This window comes from Coprococcus phoceensis, assembly GCF_900104635.1.
Lineage (GTDB): Bacteria > Bacillota > Clostridia > Lachnospirales > Lachnospiraceae > Faecalimonas > Faecalimonas phoceensis.
Window position 1 is genome coordinate 2,741,403 of the sequence record NZ_FNWC01000007.1, and the last position, 17,775, is coordinate 2,759,177.

Genomic DNA, 17,775 nt, shown 5'->3' on the forward strand with positions numbered 1-17,775 from the left:
AAAGGTTTATCGCCTTTGGCGATAAACCTCAAACATCAATATTGATGCGGCAATTGCCGCATTGAGCGATTCTACTTTTCCCTGCATCGGAATCTGAACCCAGACATCCGCTTTTTCTGCCACTTCATCTCTCAGTCCATTTCCCTCATTTCCAATGAGAACTGCTGTCCCTGACTGATAATTCTCCTTGTCATAAGTATTTTTTCCCTTAAGATGCGCCGCATAAGTTGTGACCTTTTTCTTTTGAAATTTATCCAAAAGCGCCAACAGATCATCCACATACACAAACGGCACACGATAAATCGATCCCATCGTAGAGCGAATTGTCTTCGGATTATAAATATCCACACAGTCACTGCTCATAAAAACGGCCGTCACTCCGGCTCCTTCCGCTGTCCTGACAATCGTCCCTAAATTCCCTGGATCCTGTAGGTTATCCAGCACGATAAAGTGCGGATTTTCCTTGGAAATCAGATCCTCTATCTCGTATTTTCGCTGCTTTACAACACATAATATCCCCTGCGGCGTCTTTGTGTCAGACACATGTTGAAATACCTTGTCCGCTAACACTTCCACTGGGAATCTCTCCAAATGTAATTCTTCTTTCTTCTTATTATAAAGCGATTCAGAAACATATACTTTTTTTACTTGGTCTTGCGGTACTTCCATGAACATCCGAAGTCCTTCTACAATAAATACCTGTTCCTCATTTCTCACCTTACTTTTCTTTTGTAACTGCAATAAATTTTTTACTTGCGGATTGCTTGTACTTGTAATCATATTCCCTATTCCTTTTTCAACTTTTGTAATGCTTCATTCGAACCGATCAATATCACGATTAGATTCTTATTAAACGGCCGCTGTGGATTAATTGTAACATCTACAACACCATTTTCAATAGTTCCTACTACATTAATTCCGTATTTTTCACGAATTTGAAGATCAACAAGCCTTTTCCCGATCCATTCATCCGGAATTTCTGTTTCCACCAGACTGTAATCCGGCGACAGCTCTATCCAGTCAGCAAAATTACCTGACACCATCGTTCTTGCAATACGGCGTCCCATCTCCTTTTCCGGATGGACGACAGCATCTGCCCCTACTTTTTTTAATACGGTCGCATGAAGACTGCTCTGTGCTTTTGCAAGTACATATGGTATTCCAATCTCCTTCGCCATGATCGTAGCCATAATACTTGTTCCAAAATTTTCAGAGATTGCAATCACTGCGCCATCCAAATTTCTTGCTCCCAGTGATTTTATCACTTCCGGATCCTCAATATTGGCGCACATTGCATATGATACCTTGTCTGCGATTTCCTGAATTTTTTCCATGGAATTGTCCACCACAACCACTTCACATCCCAGATTTTCCAATCCGAGCGCAAGATGCTTCCCAAAATTTCCCAAACCAAATACTGCATATTGTTTTCTCATATTCTGCTCCTATCCAACCATGATTCTCTTTTCCGGTAATTCTCTTGTGAACTCTTTCGGGTTTTTCTTTCCCCCAAATACCAATGCAATTGTAATCGGACCGATACGTCCCACATACATTAAACTCATCACCACAAGTTTACTCCCAAATCCAAGACTTGGTGTAAGATTTGCCGAAAGCCCCACTGTACCAATTGCTGATACTGCCTCATATAACAGATCCAAGAAATCCTTCCCCGGTTCAAATATCGTAAGCATTGTCACACCCGCCGTCAGAAACAGAAGTGCAAGCATTACCACTGCAAAGCCCGTCCTAAAATTCTCCACCGGAATTCTTCTGCCAAAACACTCTGTATCACGTCTCCCATAGACAACCGTCATACATGTCAAAATGAGCATTGCCGCAGTCGTAGTCTTGATACCGCCGGCCGTTCCTGCAGGAGATCCTCCAATGAACATTAAAATACACGACAAGAACTTACTTCCTGCCGTCAATCCATCCTGACTTACCGTTGCAAATCCCGCTGTCCTCGTGGATACCGAATGGAATGCCGATGCCATGATCTTTTCTCCGAATGATAGATTCCCTATCGTCTTTGCATTGTCATATTCCAATGCAAACACAAACACGGTTCCTGTTATAATCAGCAAAACCGTCATCGTAATCGCCAGCTTCGAATGAAGAGATAATCTGGTAAAAAATTTACTCCACACAAGTTTTTTCGCTTTTACTTTCTTAAAATTTCCAATCAGGTCATTCCATACTGTAAAACCGATTCCTCCGGCTATAATCAACATCATTGTCGTCAGATTGATAACCGGATTACGAACATACTGCGTAAAGCTTCCATCTCCTAAAATATCAATTCCTGCATTACAAAACGCCGAGACAGAATGAAATATTGCATATGCAATCCCCTTCAGCGCTCCAAATTCAGGTACAAACACAACTGCAAAAAGAAGCGCGCCGATTCCTTCTACTAAAAAAGTACCTTTGATAATCTTTAGTACAAACGCCACAATTCCGGACAGTGTATTCAGATTATAGCTCTCCTGAATAATCACCCGCTCCCGCACTGTGATTTTTCTTTTTAAGATAATAAAAAAACCAGTCACACACGCGATTACACCCAGTCCACCGATTTGAATCAAAATCAAAAGAATGACTTTTCCAAATACCGTAAACTGTACCGCCGGCACAACTGTTACAAGTCCGGTTACACAGACTGCGCTTGTTGCCGTAAAAAGCGCATCTATAAAACCAATCGGCTGTGTATTAGAAATCGGCAATGTTAATAAAATCCCACCAAGGAAAATGGTCGCGATAAATCCCATTGCCAATAACTGTATCGTGCTGAACCTGATTTTTTTAAGCGATGAATATTCCATAGCGTTCCCTTCTTAATTATACTTTAAATCGGTATCCAACGCCCCATATAGTCTCGATATACTGTGGTTTCGACGTATCAAATTCTATCTTCTCACGGATCTTTTTAATGTGAACTGTAACTGTTGCAATGTCTCCAATCGATTCCATATCCCATATCTCGCTGAATAATTCATCTTTTGTATATACATGATTTGGGTGTGAAGCCAAAAATGTAAGCAGATCAAATTCTTTTGTCGTAAAAGGCTTCTCCTCACCATTCACCCACACACGTCTCGCTGTCGTATCAATCTTCAGTCCACGAATCTCGATCACCTTGTTTTCTTCTGCTGCGCTTCCAATCAAACGGTCATAACGTGCCATATGCGCCTTCACACGGGCAACTAACTCACTAGGGCTAAACGGCTTTGTGATATAATCGTCTGCTCCAAGACCAAGTCCTCGGATTTTGTCAATGTCATCCTTTTTTGCCGAAACCATAATAATCGGCGTATTTTTTTCATCTCGAACCTGTCTGCAGATCTCAAATCCATCTACTCCCGGAAGCATCAAATCCAAAATAAACAGATCATAATCATTTTCCAATGCTTTCTTTAAACCTGTCTCTCCATCATTTGCAACCTCAACTTCAAAACCACTCAACTCTAAATAATCTTTTTCTAAGTCAGCAATTGCCTCCTCATCTTCTACAATCAATATTTTACTCATTTACTGGTACCTCCTGATATTTTCTAATAACAAAGTACATTACGGTTCCGGTGCCTTCCTTGCTCGTAGCCCAGATTTTTCCGCCATGCTCTTCCACAATTTTTTTCACAATCGAAAGACCGATTCCACTTCCTCCCTTAGAGGAATTTCTAGATGCATCTGTCCGATAAAACCGGTCAAAAATATGCGGCAGCTCTTTTGCCCCAATTCCTTTTCCGTTATCTTCCAGTTCAATCTGAACGAAATCTCCCACATCTTTCACGCGAAGATTGATCTTTCCATGTTCTTTATCCATATATTTTTCTGAATTGGACACAATATTATTAATGACACGCTTTAACTGCTCCACATCCGCAATGATCTTTACATCACTTTCCACATAATTAAAATAGCCAAACTCAATGCCCCTTGCCTCCAGTTCCATGGCAAGATCTTCTGCACAATCATCAAAATAATCATTTACAAGAACTGTGCTGAAATTGTAAGGTATACGGTTAGAGTCAATCTTCGAGTACAACGTCAGCTCATTGATCAAAAGATCCATCTCATTTGCCTTGTTATAAATCGTCTTAATATAGCGATCCATCTTCTCCGGCGTATCTGCCACACCGTCCATGATTCCTTCTACATAACCTTTAATCGCTGTGATAGGAGTCTTCAAATCATGGGAAATGTTGCTGATAAGTTCCTTACTTTTCCTGTCATACTCTACTTTTTCTTCCGCCGTATCTTTCAGACGTTTTCTCATCTCTTCAAAATCACGGCAAAGTTGTCCAATCTCGTCATCTACCTCAATCTCCAGCTCAAAATCTAAATTTCCATCCTTGATATTTTGCGTGGCAATCTTCATTCTTCCAAGCGGTATCACAATTCCACGATAAATCCAAAGAATCAAAAACAATGCTGTGAACATCAAGATAAATACAACCGCAATCACCATGTCAGTTATAAGCTGTTTCACTTCAGGCACAGAATCACTCACATCCGTCACAATAAAAGCACTTCCCTGTGCCCCATCTTGATACTCAAAATCAATCTGCTTTACAAGTACCTGAAGGTCACCTCCAAGATAGACGCCGCTCTCCGAAGATGAATCATAGTCTCCATACGCCGGAAGCTCTTGTAAAAGCTCTGTCTCTGCCTCTGCTCCTATATATACCACTTTGTCATCTCGCCTTACAACCAAATACGAGTTTTTCTTCGTCAGTTCTTCGTTGATTTTTTCCAAATATGTGATATCTGTCAATGTCTCCGGCGTTGTCTTTGCCGTTTTTACTAACTTGTGAAATGTCGCTGACGTGACTTTATTTAACATATTGACCGGATTTGAAAAACTCTTATATGTCGTTCCTGTAATATTATAATTCTTCTCGATCATCGATATCTGATACTGACTGAAACCAGTAATGACAGCAAGAGACAATCCCATCGGCAATACTATAATGATTAAAAATGCTATCACCAATCTTGTTTTTAACTTCAATAAACACACATCCTTTTCTACAATTAGTAGTATTATACCATGCGACAAAATGTAATACACCAAAGAACCACTAAATATTTATAAATTTTTTGTAAATTTATACAAAAAAATCAGATGCACACTCATTTTAAGTATTTGCATCTGACTTTTTCTTATTTTTTGAAATCTTTCTACAAGTAAGCTTTCAAGGTTTCTACTTTATCTAATTTTTCCCAAGGTAAATCCAGATCATGACGTCCAAAATGTCCGTAAGCTGCTGTCTGCTTGTAAATCGGGCGACGAAGGTCTAACATCTTGATAATGCCAGCCGGTCTTAAATCAAAGTTCTCTCTTACGATATCTACTAATTTTTCCTCTGAAAGTTTTCCTGTTCCAAATGTATCAATCATAATTGATGTCGGCTGAGCCACACCGATTGCGTATGACAGCTGAATTTCACACTTGTCTGCCAAACCTGCTGCAACGATATTCTTTGCTACATAACGTGCCGCATATGCCGCAGAACGGTCAACTTTTGTGCAGTCTTTTCCAGAGAATGCTCCGCCACCGTGACGAGCCATTCCGCCGTATGTGTCAACAATAATCTTACGACCTGTGACACCGCTGTCTCCATTTGGTCCACCGATTACAAAACGTCCTGTTGGATTGATAAAGAATTTTGTATTCTCATCTACCATTTCCGCAGGTAAAATCTCGTCAAAAATATATTTTTTCACGTCTGCATGAATCTGCTCCTGTGTCACTTCCGGATCATGCTGTGTCGATAACACAACTGCATCCAGTCTGGCAGGAACACCATTTTCATCATATTCCACTGTTACCTGTGTCTTTCCATCCGGGCGAAGATAAGGAAGTGTTCCATCTTTACGCACTTTTGTAAGTCTCAGTGCAAGCTTGTGTGCCAATGCGATCGGATATGGCATAAATTCTTCTGTCTCATTGGATGCATATCCAAACATCATTCCTTGATCTCCGGCACCGATTGCCTCAATTTCTTCATCTGACATCTTATTTTCTTTTGCTTCCAAAGCCTTGTCTACACCAAGTGCAATATCAGCTGACTGCTCGTCAATTGCAGTTACCACACCACATGTATGCGCATCAAATCCGTATTTTGCTCTGTTGTATCCAATCTCATCGATTGTCTCTCTTACTAATTTTTGAATATCCACATATGCATTTGTTGTGATCTCTCCCATAACCAACACAAGACCTGTTGTAATTGCTGTCTCACAAGCTACACGGCTCATCGGATCCTGCTCTAACAGTGCGTCTAAGACCGCATCTGAAATCTGGTCACAAATCTTATCCGGATGTCCTTCTGTTACTGATTCTGATGTAAATAATAATCTTTCCATTCGTTCTTTCCTTTCTTTATTTCTTTCTTTCTCTTTAAGGATTGTCCTGCTTCTTCCCTAATTAACTAAAAACAGCCCGACAAAATCGGACTGTTTTATATTCTCATAAACCAATCCTCTTATTGTTCGATTACTCGCTCAGGTTGGCACCTTCCGTTCCCGGGGTTGCCGTGGCTTCATAGATCCTTTTACCTCCACCACTCTGAATAAGAGAAAGTTCGCATTATTTAATTTGTTCCGTTGATGATAATAACACTTCTAAATACTGCCGTCAAGCACTTTTTCTATTTACCTATTTGTTTGATAAAGTTTATTACTAATACCAAAGAAAAAAAGCCTCAGAAATATGAAATTCCTAGACTTTTTGACAGGCGCCAACCAGATTTGAACTGGTGATAGAGGTGTTGCAGACCTTTGCCTTACCACTTGGCTATGGCGCCATATATTTTCTTTCTAATATATTGTATTCTAATAACAAAAAAATTATAACAAAATATTTATTCTCAGTCAATATTTTTTATTTATCAGAAAGTAAATTTCTGTTCATTAGATTACAAAATTAGTACTATACAGCACCAAATACCCTCAAAATGACCATATAAAGAGATTCGAATCTTTCTCTCTACATGGTCATTTCTGGCAGTATTTTGGTTTTATTTTGATGTTACTTGATAAAGCTTACATGCTTACAAATTTCTTTAATTGCTTTCTCTTTTCTTTCATTGAAAACAACTTTATTTTCTTCAAACAAATTTCGTCCATCTGTATCAATGGATACAATCAGAGGACCAAATTCTTTTACACGGCAGTGCCATAACGTTTCCGGCATTCCCAGATCTCTCCATTGTGCATCTATAATTTTTTCCACCTCTGAAGCAGCTACCACTGCATTTCCGGCAGGGAACACACAATGGATCGCCTTATAGTTTTTACATGCATACTCCGTGTTTGTACCCATGCCTCCTTTTCCGATAATCACTTTCACACTGGTCTGTTTCACAAATTCTTTTTCGAATTTCTCCATACGCATGCTGGTTGTCGGACCAACAGACACCATTTCGAACTTGTCATCCGCAAGAGGACGGATAATCGGTCCTGCATGAAAGATTGCAGCGTCCTTTACATTTACAGGAAGTTCTCTTCCTCCCTCAACAAGCCGTCTGTGTGCCACATCACGACAGGTTGTCATACTTCCGTTCAGATAAATAATATCTCCGATATGGATATCTGCCAGATCCTCAGCAGATATCGGCGTTGTTAAAATTTTCTTTCCATCTTTGATTTCCAACATTATAAAGTCACCCCCGAATGTGTTGTGATCGTGTAATTGAGATCTTTGTCAAAAATAATGTGCCCACGTCTGTGAGACCAGCAGCCAACATTCACGGCGACACCGATTGTAGATGGATGTCTTGCTGTGTTTTCAATATGTACACCCATTACGGAATACTTGCCGCCCATTCCCTGAGGTCCGAGTCCAATTGCATTGATTCCGTCTTCAAGCAACTTTTCCATCTCTGCCGCACGCTCATTCTCATTATGACTTCCCAGCGGTCTCATCAATGCCTTTTTAGAAAGCAGTGCTGCTGTCTCAACAGATGTTGCCACACCGACACCGACCAAAAGCGGAGGACATGCATTCAGACCATAAGAAGTCATGACATCCATTACAAATTTCGTAACTCCTTCGTAGCCCTCTCCCGGCATCAGCACCATGGCTTTCCCCGGAAGTGTGCATCCTCCGCCTGCCATGTACGTATAAATCTCGCACCGATCACTGTTTGGTATAATATCCCAGAATACTGTCGGTGTTCCTTTGCCAACATTTTTGCCTGTATTGTACTCGTCAAATGTTTCCACGCTGTTATGACGAAGAGGTGCTTCCACTGTCGATTTTATAACAGCTTCTTTTAAAAGTGTCTCTAATTCCCCGATCAGCGGGAAATTTGTTCCACATTTTACCCAAAACTGCAATACACCCGTATCCTGACAGCTTGGTCTGTTCAATTCTTTTGCCAGTACCTGATTTTTCTTCATTGTCTCGTAAATGACTTTTGAAAGCGGACTGTCCTCTTTTTCTGCCAGTTCATCCAGCTTTGCAATAATATCATCCGGCAGCACTTTTGCGATATATGACACAAAATTTGCCATATAATCCGTAAGCTGCTCTACTTGTTCTTTCTTACTCATGTTTCTGCCTCCTCTGATTTTTTGCATCTATATCAGATGCTGTTTATTTTCACAATTATAATCATCCTTTTATGGAAAGAATGGAAATGCAATCGTGAGGATAATCATACTCACAACCGTTGCTATGATAATCAATGGAAATCCTGCTTTTACAAAATCCATAAAGCGGTAACCTCCGACTCCCACAACCATAGTATTTGCCGGCATTCCGATCGGAGTTGCATAAGCACAGGAACCTCCGATTACACATGCCATCAATACTGCTCTCGGATCTGCTTCGATTCTCTGTGCAATCGACAGACAGATCGGAACCATCAATGCTGTCGTCGCTGTGTTTGACATAAAATTTGTCATCACACAACACAGAAGAAATACGACCAGCGTCAGAATATATGGAGACGGATCGCTTCCAAGTGCTCCAATTACTTTTTCTGCGATCATCTCTCCCGCTCCGGTCTTTTCAAGTGCCGCTGCCAGAGATAAAGTTCCTCCAAACAAGAAAATTGTTTTCAAGTCAATAGATTTCAATGCATCTTTTTCTGAAATCACACCGGTCAATATCAAAAGCAAAGCACCGATTCCACCTGAAACACAAAGACTGATTCCTATCTTTTCTTCAAAGATCATAGCCAGTAAAGTCAGTATCAGAATGATCAATGACATCCACTGCTTCCATTTAGGTACCTGATCAAAATCTCTTTTTGTATCGAACGCCTCCTCTTCTTTCGGATCACATTCCGGAAGTAATTTATATCCTATGGTTGCATAAAATAAAATTCCTGCAATCAGAATCGGCATCAGTAATTTTGATCTTTTGTATCCTGATTTTGCTGCAATTCCTATAACTACCGGAATTAATACCGCTGCAGTACCTGTATTTGAAAGTACTCCACTCATCAAACCTACAATTACCATAATTGCTACAATCAGCATACGTTCTGTTTTTGCAAATCTGGTTACAATTCCCCCAATTTTATTTGCCATTCCTGTTTCAAATAATGCTCCTCCTACAATGAACATCGCTACGAACAGTATCACATTACTGTCAGTAAATCCTGCAAATGCGGTCTGCACATCCAGTACATCTGTAATGGTCAGTCCGATACAGACGATCATTGATGTTACCCCAAGCGGTATTTTTTCAATAACAAACATAATCACCGCAAACAAGAGAAACAAAAGAGTTATTGTTGACGGACTCCTTTGTTTTCCTCCAATCCTTTTTTTATTCACATCACAGCGCTGTTTGCTATAGCTTTATTATAGAGGTCGTATAGATGCTTGTACATTTACTTAAAATGATACCTCCATTAAAAAAATTATGATATGTTGTATATTTGAGCATTTCTCACAAAAATTATGATATAATCAAAATAATCACGGATTAAAACCAGAAGAATTTTAGACATAATTACTATAATAAAATTTTTAATATTTTAGAAAATTAAGAAGAAATGGGGTCACTACCAATGAAAATCATTCAATTAGAATACTTTTCTGCCGTTTGTCGTTATCACAGTATTACACAAGCTGCACAAAAGCTTTATGTCACACAGCCTGCAATCTCAAACGCAATTCGAGAACTGGAAAAGGAATTTTCTATCAGTTTGTTTAGCCGTACAAAAAATCATATGGTTTTGACAAAAGAAGGGGAAGAATTTTACCAAAAAGCAAGTGTACTTCTTAACAATATTCATGAGACGACCTCAGAGCTTTATGACCTTGGAAAGCAGATTACCCCCATCCGAATCGGCATTCCTCCTCTTTTGAGTACAGTCTTTTTCCCTGATATGCTGACTGCTTTTTATAAAAAATATCCAAATATCCCCGTTGAGCTTTTTGAATACGGCTCTGTACGTGCCGCCAATCTGGTTTTAGATGATGTATTGGATCTGGCGCTCGTCAATCTGAATTTTTATGAGACTAATAAATTAAATTCTTGTCAGCTTCTTTCTGACAAGCTAATGTTCTGTATCTCCAAGAGTCATCCTCTCGCGAAAGAAAAAAGTATATCAATTGAAATGTTAAAAGATGAGCCTCTAATCATGTACAATACCGATTCCGTTCAAAACCATACGTTGCTTTCACTTTTTGATACAATCAAAGTAAAGCCTCATGTAATTTTAAATGCCAGCCAACTCTATACAATTCAGGCATTTGTCCGTGAGAATCTAGGAGGAGCTATTCTCTACTCTTCGCTCTTCAAAAATATGAACGACGTCAAGGGAATACCAATCGCTCCTACAATCTCACAGGAAATCGGTCTCGTATGGCAAAAGGGCAAATATCTAAACAGCCGCACTGAACAATTTATTGCTTTTACAAAAGAATTTATGGAAAGTCAAAAATAAACCTTCTGCTTCTAAAGTCAATTGTTACAATGAAACTGTCCACCTGCAAAACAAATTACAAAACTAATTTTCTGACTGAAGTGCGTCAAATCCAGTCTCTCTCGTTCTGATCTTCAGCGCACTTCGAATTTCATAGCTGAATATTTTTCCATCCCCCACTTCTCCCGTATACGCCGCTTTCTGAATTGCCTCAATAGTCTTTTTCTCCCATTCCTCAGAAGATACTACAATCTCAAATTTGATTTTGGGAAGCATCATAACATCTACCTCCATTCCACGCACAACGCTTTTATATCCTCGCTGAGAACCGCAGCCCATAACCTGCGACACAGTAATTCCGTTTACCTGAATAGCGTTCAATGCTTCTTTTACATCCTCAAGCTTTTCTTCCCGAACGATTGCTTCTATTTTAATCAACATAATCTGCTCTCCTTCCTTAATCCAATCCATTGAAAGACGGATATGCATTTTCACCATGCTGGGAAATATCTAATCCTACTTTTTCCTCTTTTTCGCTTACTCGAAGCGGTGTAAAAATTTTTACAATTGCCGCACAGATTAATGTACCCAAAACTGCAATCACAATTGTAATCAAAATTCCTATTATCTGTGCACGGAACAGACGAAAATCACCGAATACTAAGCCATCCCACTTGGCCACGCTGTTAATAGAACTTTTTGCAAAAATTCCGGTTGCAAGTCCGCCCCAAATTCCTCCTATTCCATGACACCCAAAGGCATCAAGCGCATCATCTATTTTTACCCGCTCTTTAATAAAGCCAACTCCAAAATAACAGATTGGACTAACGAGTGCTCCAATAATAAATGAAGACCAAATCGGTACAAACCCGGCTCCCGGTGTAATTGCAACAAGCCCAACCACAAGACCGGTAGAAGCTCCAACCAGTGTTGGTTTTCCTTCTTTCAGAACATCAATCAACATCCAGGACAGTAATGCGGTCGCTGCAGATACCGCAGATGTCATAAATGCATGTGCAGCCAGCCCATTTGCTCCGAGTGCACTTCCTGCATTGAATCCAAACCATCCAAACCATAAAATCGATGCCCCAAGGACAACAAACGGAATATTGTGAATCCGGTAAGTCGTATGTTCATATCCTCTTCGTTTTCCAATTAAAACAGCAAGAACCAGTGCACTGATTCCGGAACTTATATGGACCACGTCTCCGCCGGCAAAATCTACTGAACCGATTTCAGCCAGCAAACCGCCCTCACCCCACACCATATGTGCCAGCGGATAGTAAACAATAACCGACCAAAATATTACAAAGAAAAACAACGCCTTAAATTTCATTCTCCCTACAAGTGCACCCGTAATCAATGCCGGCGTAATCATCGCAAACATCATCTGAAATGCCGCAAACACCAAATGCGGAATTTTTTCAGAATATGGGCCCGTTTCCATACCAATATCTGAAAAAGCAAACCATCTAAAATCGCCGATTATACCTGCATGATTTCCACCAAATGCGAGTGAATACCCAAATAAAACCCACATGACAACCGAAATCCCCATAATAGCCACACATGCCATCATCGTGTTCCCTACATTTTTACGTCTGACTAACCCGCCATAAAAAAATGCTAAACCTGGTGTCATAAAGAAAACCAATGCTGTCGAAATCATAACAAATGCTGTGTCTCCTGTATTCATAACCACTCCTCCTTCAAAATCCTTTCCATGCTCCTGGCATCTTCTTTGAAGGAGACATTCTCTCCGACAAAGCAGGTGTGCCTCTTTGCACGGAGTTTCTGTTACATCTATACAATAAAAAAAGTGTCTAGAAATCTTCTAAACACCTTTGTTGGAATAAAGTATAACATACTTTAAATTAACAGACAATAGTCAATATTAACTATCTTTCCTCTGATTCTTCTACGATTTTCAAAAAATCTGCTTCTTCCTGCTTTGGTTTCGGAATAAATTTGTTTGCAATTCTTCCCTTTCCACGCTTTTTCACATAAAAAAATCCAATAATTGAAAATACAACCGCTCCAATAAAATTCACAAATAGATCTTTCATTGTATCCAAAAGCCCAATATCCAAATAACCACCAAGTCCAAGCTCTTTTCCATTTACTATCACGCTGTTAATATCTCCAATATGAATCACTTGATTACCGCCCGTTGGATCAAGCATCACTGTATTGATACTGTTTACAATCGTATCCTTCTGTGTGTCCATCCCGAAAAATAAATCCATACCGCACTCAAAAAATTCCCACATCACACCAATTGTCATTGAAAAACAAAATGCTACCACTGCCATGTAAAGCGGTGACAAATTGAACTTTGCTCTCTCATCCCGATTAAGAATATCTACTAACGAAAAACCAATTGCGGCTGCTAAAAATCCATTCAAAGTATGAAGCATTGTATCCCAATTGGGAACGCGCGTATAATATGCACCGATCTCCCCCAAAATTTCTGCCGAAAATATAAACAGTAAAATAATAATCTCCAATGTCGTCGGAAGTTCAATCTTTAACTCTACTTGGAGAAAGCTCGGAACAATCAACAGCAATAAAGTCAATACACAGTAAAACACATCTTCGTAATTCCTGTTTAAAATCTGTAGAATCATCACCAGGATTACCAATGCTCGAAGTACCATATACACCACAAAAGAACTTTTATGTTCTTTTATTTCCATCTTTAATGCTTTCCAGCGAATTCTCAACTTTTGTCTCATCTTTCGTCCTCTTTCTTTCATTTTACCTACTTATCTTACCTCTTTCTCTACAATTCTTCAACCTTTTAATTGTTAACCATTATTTATATATAGTTGACAATTAACCTTGTATAACGTATACTTAATTAAAAATGTATTTATTTACAATAATCTTATGGAGGAAACTTATATGCAAAAAACCAACTTTAAAACACTGGATCTATGTATGATTGGTGTAGTTACTGCCGTCATCGTTATTATGGCGCAAATATCCATTCCAATGCCTCTTGGTGTTCCAATGACCATGCAAACCTTTGCCATCACACTAGCCGGAATTATACTCGGCTCTAAAAAAGGAGCTGTAGCTTCTCTCATCTATGTGCTGCTTGGAGCAGTTGGTGTTCCCGTATTCGCGAACTTTAGCGGTGGATATCAACTTTTGGTTGGCCCAACCGGTGGTTTTATCATCTCATTTCCAATTATGGCGTTCATTATCGGACTTGGCGTTGAGTACAAAAATCGTTTTAAAGGCTGTTTTACTTTTTGTCTGATTCTCGGAACATGCATTAATTATCTTTTTGGTGTTGTTATGTTCTGTATCATCATGCACAGCACCGTTTGGGTTGCACTCACAGCTTGTGTGCTTCCATTTATTCCTACTGCTATTTTAAAAGCCATCTTGGCAAGTATACTTGGATTAAATCTAAGAAAGAGAGTCCCGGGATTATCCTAGGGCTCTCCTTTATTATGCAAGCATTTTTCATTACATAGAACAAAATTCTCACAATAAAAAATATCGAAAGCTTTAAACTTTCGATATATTTTAAAGGCGCCAACCAGATTTGAACTGGTGATAGAGGTGTTGCAGACCTTTGCCTTACCACTTGGCTATGGCGCCATATCTAATTGTAACCACAAGAACATATCCTGTGGCTTAAGTGACTCCTACGGGAATCGAACCCGTGTTACCGCCGTGAAAGGGCGATGTCTTAACCGCTTGACCAAGGAGCCAAAAACTCCCCCTGTTGGACTCGAACCAACGACAACTCGGTTAACAGCCGAGTGCTCTACCGACTGAGCTAAGGAGGATTATTTTCAGGTACTTTCATGTGCCTTCAAAATCACATACAATCCACTCGATAAGTCTCTCTTCATCCTTCTTGTTCCTATCACCTTTTGGTTATGCCCTCGACCGATTAGTAACAGTCAGCTACATACATTACTGCACTTCCACCTCTGTCCTATCTACCTTGTCGTCTTCAAGGGGTCTTACTAACTTGACGTTATGGGATATCTCATCTTGAGGGGGGCTTCACGCTTAGATGCCTTCAGCGTTTATCCCTTCCCGGCTTGGCTACTCTGCCATGCTCTTGGTAGAACAACAGATTCACCAGCGGCCAGTCCAACCCGGTCCTCTCGTACTAAGGTCAGCTCCTCTCAAATATCCTACGCCCACGCCGGATAGGGACCGAACTGTCTCACGACGTTCTGAACCCAGCTCGCGTACCGCTTTAATGGGCGAACAGCCCAACCCTTGGGACCTACTCCAGCCCCAGGATGCGATGAGCCGACATCGAGGTGCCAAACCACTCCGTCGATGTGAACTCTTGGGAGTGATAAGCCTGTTATCCCCAGGGTAGCTTTTATCCGTTGAGCGATGGCAATCCCACTTTATACCACCGGATCACTAAGTCCTACTTTCGTACCTGCTCCACCCGTCGGTGTCGCAGTCAAGCTCCCTTCTGCCTTTGCACTCTTCGAATGGTTTCCAACCATTCTGAGGGAACCTTTGAGCGCCTCCGATACCCTTTCGGAGGCGACCGCCCCAGTCAAACTCCCCACCTGACATTGTCCCCCAGCCGGTTCACGGCTGCTGGTTAGAAATCCAATACTGCAAGGGTGGTATCCCAACAGCGACTCTGCGGCAACTGGCGTCACCGCTTCCTAGTCTCCCACCTATCCTGTACATGCAATATCGAATCCCAGTATCAAGCTGGAGTAAAGCTCCATGGGGTCTTTCCGTCCTGGCGCAGGTAACCAGCATCTTCACTGGTATTTCAATTTCACCGGGTGCATTGTCGAGACAGTGCCCAAATCATTACGCCTTTCGTGCGGGTCGGAACTTACCCGACAAGGAATTTCGCTACCTTAGGACCGTTATAGTTACGGCCGCCGTTTACTGGGGCTTAAGTTCAAAGCTTCGCGTTACCGCTAACCTCTCCCCTTAACCTTCCAGCACCGGGCAGGCGTCAGCCCATATACTTCACCTTTCGGTTTTGCATAGACCTGTGTTTTTGCTAAACAGTTGCTTGGGCCAATTCTCTGCGGCCAGCTCTCACTGGCACTCCTTCTCCCGAAGTTACGGAGTCATTTTGCCGAGTTCCTTAACAATGCTTCTCCCGTCGGCCTTAGGATTCTCTCCTCATCCACCTGTGTCGGTTTACGGTACGGGTACGATATGAACAATAGCGGCTTTTCTTGACGCATGGCTCACGGACTTCCTTACTTATATTTCAGTACGCATCACATCTTCAGATTGACTGGCGGATTTGCCAACCAGTCTCCTACCTTGCTTGCACCGGTCTTTCCATTCCCGGCTTCCGCTTTCCACACGTGTCCCCACAGTTCTGTCATATCATAGTACAGGAATTTCAACCTGTTATCCATCGACTACGTCTTTCGACCTCGCCTTAGGCCCCGACTTACCCAGAGCAGATCAGCTTTACTCTGGAAACCTTAGATATTCGGCCGGAAGGATTCTCACCTTCCTCTCGCTACTCATTCCGGCATTCTCTCTTCTTAAAAATCCACTGCTCCTTCCGGTACAGCTTCTTCTCTTTAAGAATGCTCCTCTACCAATCATCTTGCGATGATTCCACGGCTTCGGTAGTGTGTTTCAGCCCCGGACATTTTCGGCGCAGGACCTCTCGACCAGTGAGCTATTACGCACTCTTTTAATGTATGGCTGCTTCTAAGCCAACATCCTGGTTGTCTTCGAAATCCCACATCCTTTTCCACTTAACACACATTTTGGGACCTTAGCCGGTGGTCTGGGCTCTTTCCCTTTCGACTATCCAACTTATCTCGTATAGTCTGACTCCCATACATCATCTACGCGGCATTCGGAGTTTGATATTCTTCGGTAAGCTTTGACGCCCCCTAGGAAATTCAGTGCTCTACCTCCGCAAGACTCGTATGAGGCTAGCCCTAAAGCTATTTCGAGGAGAACCAGCTATCTCCGGGTTCGATTGGAATTTCTCCCCTACCCACACCTCATCGCCACCCTTTTCAACGGATGTGCGTTCGGTCCTCCATTGCCTTTTACGGCAACTTCAACCTGGACATGGGTAGATCACCCGGTTTCGGGTCTGCTCCGACTGACTATATTCGCCCTATTCAGACTTGGTTTCCCTTCGGCTCCGGACCTTCAGTCCTTAACCTCGCCAGCCAGCGCAACTCGCCGGACCGTTCTACAAAAAGTACGCGGTTGAGCATGTAAAGCTCTTCCACAGCTTGTAAACATATGGTTTCAGGTTCTCTTTCACTCCCCTCCCGGGGTCCTTTTCACCTTTCCTTCACAGTACTATGCGCTATCGGTCACTAAGGAGTATTTAGCCTTACGGGGTGGTCCCCGCTCATTCCCACAAGGTTTCTCGTGTCTCGTGGTACTCTGGATACTGCCATGCTCACTCGTCTTTCATGTACGGGGCTTTCACCCTCTCTGGCAGGCTTTCCCAAAACCTTTCCATTAGACTCGCTCGTCAATTTTGCAGTCCGAACCCCGACCTGCACGCAGGTCGGTTTGGGCTCTTCCGCTTTCGCTCGCCGCTACTCACAGAATCGATGTTTCTTTCTCTTCCTCCGGCTACTTAGATGTTTCAGTTCACCGGGTTCCCTTCTTAACGTTATGGATTCGCGTTAAGATGACGGAGGGTTGCTCCGCCGGGTTTCCCCATTCAGATATCTCCGGATCGTAGGATATTTGCTCCTCCCCGAAGCTTTTCGCAGCTTATCACGTCTTTCATCGGCTCTTAGTGCCAAGGCATCCACCATACGCTCTTTCTAGCATAACCAACTGCTTCCATCCACGGGAATGGATGTCTGCTACACACACCTAGCGTGATGTGCGTTGGTAATAGGTCATTTTTTTAATTCGTTGTGTTCGAATG

Annotated in this window: 14 protein-coding genes, 4 tRNA genes, 1 rRNA gene and 1 riboswitch; of the genes, 2 read left to right on the forward strand and 17 right to left on the reverse strand. The window is 41.6% G+C overall.

The window, feature by feature from the left end:
• Positions 1–6: 6 nt before the first annotated feature.
• The 10 genes from BQ5364_RS16530 to BQ5364_RS16575 all read right to left on the reverse strand — a co-directional run bounded on the left by BQ5364_RS16530 (position 7) and on the right by BQ5364_RS16575 (position 9,717).
• Positions 7–780: a TrmH family RNA methyltransferase gene (locus tag BQ5364_RS16530; protein WP_071144670.1), complete on the reverse strand. Its 774-nt coding sequence runs from the start codon at positions 778–780 to the stop codon at positions 7–9.
• Between the two features lie 5 nt (positions 781–785).
• A complete protein-coding gene (locus tag BQ5364_RS16535; protein WP_071144671.1) occupies positions 786–1,436 on the reverse strand; it encodes a potassium channel family protein in 651 nt (216 codons plus the stop codon).
• Positions 1,437–1,445: 9 nt separating this feature from the next.
• Complete coding sequence (locus BQ5364_RS16540) at positions 1,446–2,825, reverse strand: TrkH family potassium uptake protein (RefSeq protein WP_071144672.1); 1,380 nt, start codon at positions 2,823–2,825, stop codon at positions 1,446–1,448.
• Positions 2,826–2,841: 16 nt separating this feature from the next.
• Positions 2,842–3,531 carry a response regulator transcription factor gene (locus BQ5364_RS16545; protein ID WP_004611483.1) on the reverse strand — a complete coding sequence of 230 codons (690 nt, stop codon included), beginning with the start codon at positions 3,529–3,531 and terminating at the stop codon, positions 2,842–2,844.
• Positions 3,524–5,014 (reverse strand): sensor histidine kinase, encoded by a 1,491-nt coding sequence (locus BQ5364_RS16550; protein WP_071144673.1) that lies wholly within the window; start codon positions 5,012–5,014, stop codon positions 3,524–3,526. The genes BQ5364_RS16545 and BQ5364_RS16550 overlap by 8 nt, the downstream gene beginning before the upstream one ends.
• A gap of 170 nt (positions 5,015–5,184) precedes the next feature.
• Positions 5,185–6,372, reverse strand: a complete 1,188-nt coding sequence (gene metK, locus BQ5364_RS16555) for a methionine adenosyltransferase (RefSeq protein WP_004611481.1) — start codon at positions 6,370–6,372, stop codon at positions 5,185–5,187.
• Between the two features lie 116 nt (positions 6,373–6,488).
• A riboswitch (SAM riboswitch) is annotated at positions 6,489–6,585 on the reverse strand.
• Between the two features lie 156 nt (positions 6,586–6,741).
• Positions 6,742–6,812, reverse strand: a tRNA-Cys gene (locus BQ5364_RS16560).
• A gap of 224 nt (positions 6,813–7,036) precedes the next feature.
• The gene (gene ttdB, locus BQ5364_RS16565; protein WP_004611480.1) at positions 7,037–7,663 is read right to left on the reverse strand and encodes a L(+)-tartrate dehydratase subunit beta; all 627 of its coding nucleotides are present in this window, start codon (positions 7,661–7,663) and stop codon (positions 7,037–7,039) included.
• Positions 7,663–8,562, reverse strand: coding sequence for a L(+)-tartrate dehydratase subunit alpha (gene ttdA / locus BQ5364_RS16570; RefSeq protein WP_044986688.1), 900 nt, complete (start codon positions 8,560–8,562; stop codon positions 7,663–7,665). Before ttdA ends, ttdB begins: the two co-directional genes overlap by 1 nt.
• Before the next feature lie 69 nt (positions 8,563–8,631).
• Positions 8,632–9,717, reverse strand: a complete 1,086-nt coding sequence (locus BQ5364_RS16575; RefSeq protein WP_044986859.1) for an SLC13 family permease — start codon at positions 9,715–9,717, stop codon at positions 8,632–8,634.
• A gap of 314 nt (positions 9,718–10,031) precedes the next feature.
• Between BQ5364_RS16575 and BQ5364_RS16580 the strand changes: the two genes are divergently transcribed.
• Positions 10,032–10,913, forward strand: coding sequence for a LysR family transcriptional regulator (locus tag BQ5364_RS16580; protein ID WP_044986685.1), 882 nt, complete (start codon positions 10,032–10,034; stop codon positions 10,911–10,913).
• A gap of 63 nt (positions 10,914–10,976) precedes the next feature.
• Here BQ5364_RS16580 and BQ5364_RS16585 read toward each other — a convergent pair whose 3' ends face one another.
• From BQ5364_RS16585 to BQ5364_RS16595, 3 genes are all read right to left on the reverse strand, one after another.
• Positions 10,977–11,333 carry a P-II family nitrogen regulator gene (locus BQ5364_RS16585; protein WP_083382982.1) on the reverse strand — a complete coding sequence of 119 codons (357 nt, stop codon included), beginning with the start codon at positions 11,331–11,333 and terminating at the stop codon, positions 10,977–10,979.
• A 16-nt stretch (positions 11,334–11,349) separates the two neighbouring features.
• Complete coding sequence (locus tag BQ5364_RS16590; RefSeq protein ID WP_004611475.1) at positions 11,350–12,588, reverse strand: ammonium transporter; 1,239 nt, start codon at positions 12,586–12,588, stop codon at positions 11,350–11,352.
• 202 nt (positions 12,589–12,790) lie between these two features.
• Positions 12,791–13,627, reverse strand: a complete 837-nt coding sequence (locus tag BQ5364_RS16595) for a DUF2238 domain-containing protein (protein ID WP_022249827.1) — start codon at positions 13,625–13,627, stop codon at positions 12,791–12,793.
• 154 nt (positions 13,628–13,781) lie between these two features.
• Between BQ5364_RS16595 and BQ5364_RS16600 the strand changes: the two genes are divergently transcribed.
• The gene (locus BQ5364_RS16600; RefSeq protein WP_004611473.1) at positions 13,782–14,339 is read left to right on the forward strand and encodes a biotin transporter BioY; all 558 of its coding nucleotides are present in this window, start codon (positions 13,782–13,784) and stop codon (positions 14,337–14,339) included.
• Positions 14,340–14,433: 94 nt separating this feature from the next.
• On the opposite strand, the gene BQ5364_RS16605 is transcribed toward BQ5364_RS16600, so the two are convergent.
• The 4 genes from BQ5364_RS16605 to BQ5364_RS16620 form a co-directional block, all read right to left on the reverse strand.
• Positions 14,434–14,504 (reverse strand) — tRNA-Cys (locus BQ5364_RS16605).
• Between the two features lie 41 nt (positions 14,505–14,545).
• Positions 14,546–14,617, reverse strand: a tRNA-Glu gene (locus BQ5364_RS16610).
• 5 nt (positions 14,618–14,622) lie between these two features.
• Positions 14,623–14,695: transfer RNA gene (locus BQ5364_RS16615), tRNA-Asn, on the reverse strand.
• A gap of 87 nt (positions 14,696–14,782) precedes the next feature.
• A 23S ribosomal RNA gene (locus BQ5364_RS16620) occupies positions 14,783–17,679 on the reverse strand.
• Positions 17,680–17,775: the final 96 nt, after the last annotated feature.